The following is a 3,765-nucleotide window of genomic DNA, read 5'->3' as shown; positions in this document are numbered from 1 at the left end:
TCAACGACAACGATCCACTCAACTCGGTTTGGATGATGGCCAACTCTGGGGCTCGGGGCAATATGTCCCAAGTCCGTCAGCTGGTGGGCATGCGCGGTTTGATGGCGAACCCTCAAGGGGAGATCATTGACCTTCCGATCCGCACCAATTTCCGAGAGGGGCTCACGGTCACGGAGTACGTGATCTCTTCCTACGGCGCCCGTAAGGGATTGGTGGATACCGCACTGCGTACGGCTGACTCCGGCTACCTCACCCGCCGTTTGGTGGACGTCGCCCAAGATGTGATTGTTCGTGAGGACGACTGCGGGACCATGCGCTCGATCATGGTTAAGGCGGAGGACGGTCGTTTTGGTAATCGTCTGGTTGGACGATTGACCGCTGATCAGGTGCTTGGAGCTGATGGTGAGGTGATCGCTGAGCGCAACAGGGAAATCGATCCACCCCTCTCTAAACGCTTTGAAGCTGCTGGTGTCTCCGCTCTGATGGTTCGTTCTCCGCTCACCTGTGAAGCGAATCGTTCCGTATGCCGCAAGTGCTATGGCTGGGCCCTTGCCCATAATCAGTTGGTTGATTTGGGCGAAGCGGTTGGAATCATCGCCGCTCAATCCATTGGCGAGCCTGGTACCCAGCTCACCATGAGAACGTTCCACACCGGTGGTGTGTCAACTGCTGAGAGTGGAGTGGTGCGCTCAAAATTTGAAGGCACTGTTGAATTTGGATCGAAAGCGAAAGTGCGTCCTTATCGCACACCGCATGGTGTGAATGCACAGCAGTCAGATGTGGACTTTTCGCTCACGATTAAGCCCAGTGGAAGTGGCAAGCCACAGAAGATCGAAATCACGAATGGTTCACTTCTGTTTGTTGATGATGGTCAAAAGATTGCCTCTGACGTGACAGTGGCAACCATTGCGGCTGGTGCCGTGCAGAAGAGCGTTGAGAAAGCAACTAAGGATGTGATCTGCGACCTGGCTGGTCAGGTCAGCTATGACCCCACCATTCAGCCCCGCGAGGTGACTGACAGGCAGGGCAACATCACCCACAAAGCTCAGCGTCTTGGCCGGATGTGGGTTCTTGCCGGTGATGTGTACAACTTGCCGCCAAACGCGCGCCCTGTTGTGTCGTCTGGCGGGTCCGTCATCGAGGCTCAGGTGTTGGCTGAAGCCAGTCAGGCCAGCGAGTATGGCGGTGCCATTCGCTTGCGCGAAGCCTTGGGGGATTCGCGTGAGGTGCAGATTGTTACCACCTCCATGACGCTTCGCGATTTCAAACTTCTCGGCGAATCATCCCACGCAGGTGAGATTTGGAACCTTGAAGCTAAGGATGGGACGCGTTATCGCCTTAACACCATTCCTGGAAGCAAAATTGGTAATGCTGAAGTGATTGCCGAGCTTGCTGACGATCGCTTCCGAACGCAAACCGGTGGATTGGTCAAATTTGCTCCTGGGCTTGCGATTAAGAAGGCTCGATCTGCCAAAAATGGTTACGAGGTCAATAAGGGCGGCACCCTGTTGTGGATTCCTCAGGAAACCCATGAAATCAACAAAGATATTTCGTTGTTGATGATCACTGATGGTCAATGGATTGAAGCCGGAACCGAAGTGGTGAAGGATATCTTCAGCCAGACTGCAGGCATCGTGAGTGTCACTCAGAAGAACGATATTCTTCGCGAGATTATTGTTCGCAGCGGTAGTTTCCATCTCTGCACGGAGAAGAAGGCGCTCGAGCGTTTCCAGGGCGATGGCGTCATGGTTAACCCCGGCGAAGCGATCGCAAAGGGCATCAGCTCCGACGCGATGGTGTTTGTGCAGGCGGTTGAAACTCCTGAGGGCACCGGCCTACTGCTCCGTCCTATCGAGGAGTACACGATTCCAAATGAGGCCCAGCTTCCTGATTTGGGTCATGTCAAACAGCCCAATGGACCCCATCTAGGGATTAAGGCGACACAACGATTGGCTTTCAAAGACAACGAATTGGTCAAATCGGTTGAGGGCGTTGAGTTACTGCGAACTCAATTGATGTTGGAAACATTCGACACCACTCCACAGATGACTGTTGATGTGGAAGCGGTTCCTGATAAGAGGGCTAAAACGATTGAGCGTCTCCAGCTTGTGATTCTGGAAAGCATTTTGGTGCGTCGTGACACCATCTCAGACTCCAGCCATGGCTCCACTCACACCGAACTACAGGTGGAGGACGGACAGTCCATTAAGGCCGGTGATGTTGTTGCAACCACGCAGATTCTCTGTAAGCAGGCTGGTGTGGCTGAGATGCCAGAAGCCACAGAAGATGAGCCCGTGCGTCGCTTGATCGTTGAAAGGCCTGAAGACACAATCACGATCAACACCTCTGGAGCCCCAATCGTCACCGTTGGACAGCGTGTGGTCGACGGCGAAGAGCTGGCTCAGGGGCAGCCCTCTGATTGTTGCGGTGAGGTTGAGCAGGTGAGCGCTAACTCCGTCACGATGCGTTTGGGGCGCCCTTACATGATTTCGCCCGACTCGCTGTTGCATGTTCGCGACGGAGATCTTGTCCAGCGCGGTGATGGCTTGGCTCTTCTGGTCTTTGAACGCCAGAAAACAGGAGACATTGTTCAGGGTCTACCTCGTATTGAGGAGTTGCTAGAGGCAAGACGTCCCCGTGAGTCTGCGATCCTGTGCAAAAAACCAGGAACCGTTGAAATCAAACAGGGTGAAGACGATGAGTTCACCACGGTGACCGTGATCGAATCCGACGATGCGATCGCTGAATACCCGATTCTTCTTGGTCGGAACGTGATGGTGAGTGATGGTCAACAGGTGAATGCTGGCGAACTTCTGACAGACGGGCCTATCAATCCCCATGAGTTGCTTGAGTGCTTCTTTGAAGACCTGCGCAGCCGCAAGCCCTTAATGGATGCGGCTCAGGAAGCGATTGCGAAGCTTCAGCATCGTCTTGTGACTGAAGTCCAGAACGTTTACAAGTCGCAGGGAGTGTCGATTCACGACAAGCACATCGAGGTGATTGTTCGTCAGATGACCAGCAAAGTTCGGATCGAGGATGCCGGTGACACCACGCTTCTCCCCGGAGAGTTGATCGAACTTCGCCAGGTGGAAAACACCAATCAGGCGATGTCGATCACGGGTGGAGCGCCTGCGGAATTCACACCAGTTTTGCTTGGTATCACCAAGGCATCGCTCAACACTGACAGCTTCATCTCAGCGGCCTCCTTCCAAGAAACCACACGTGTGCTTACCGAAGCAGCGATTGAGGGCAAGAGCGATTGGTTGCGTGGTCTCAAGGAAAACGTGATTATCGGTCGCTTGATTCCTGCAGGTACGGGCTTCAGTGGTTTTGAAGAGGAGTTGAGAGCGGAAGCCGGTCCTCATCCCGATATCCTCTCGGAGGATCCTGCTGGATACCGCCGTATGCAGAATCTTCGCCCTGATTACACCGTTGATATGCCGGCAGCCCCTGCCTCTAAATCGACGGCTTTGTTGGACGATCCCAGCGCCGCAGATTTAGAGGCCACTCGCAGCCGCCATGGGATTGAGGCAGAGGCCAGCAACTTTGCTGCCTTTACCCGTCCAGATGCCGATAACGAGCTTGCCGAGGAGCAAGTCCTTGACCCGGCTGCGGTTGAGAATCTGCAGGAGCAGGGTCTCCTCAGCGATGAATGATTCGTTCGCTCGCATGAGCTGCCCTTGCCGCTTCAAACTGTTGCTTCTTATCGATTTCGCTCATGATTGAGCCGTCTTTGATCCCCAAGCGGAAACTTCCCCGTTTTGG

At 54.2% G+C, this 3,765-nt stretch carries 1 protein-coding gene; it reads left to right on the top strand.

The genetic code is table 11. The features are described from left to right. Positions 1-3,656, top strand: a 3,656-nt coding sequence (locus NCN04_RS09325) for a DNA-directed RNA polymerase subunit beta' (protein ID WP_250395907.1), incomplete at its 5' end; no start/stop codon positions are given. Positions 3,657-3,765 lie beyond the last annotated feature (109 nt).

Origin of the sequence: Synechococcus sp. MU1655 (assembly GCF_023630655.1) — a bacterium.
Taxonomy (GTDB): Bacteria; Cyanobacteriota; Cyanobacteriia; order PCC-6307; family Cyanobiaceae; genus Synechococcus_C.
Note: the sequence above shows the minus strand (reverse complement) of the source record. Positions and strands in the feature narration are given on the sequence as shown.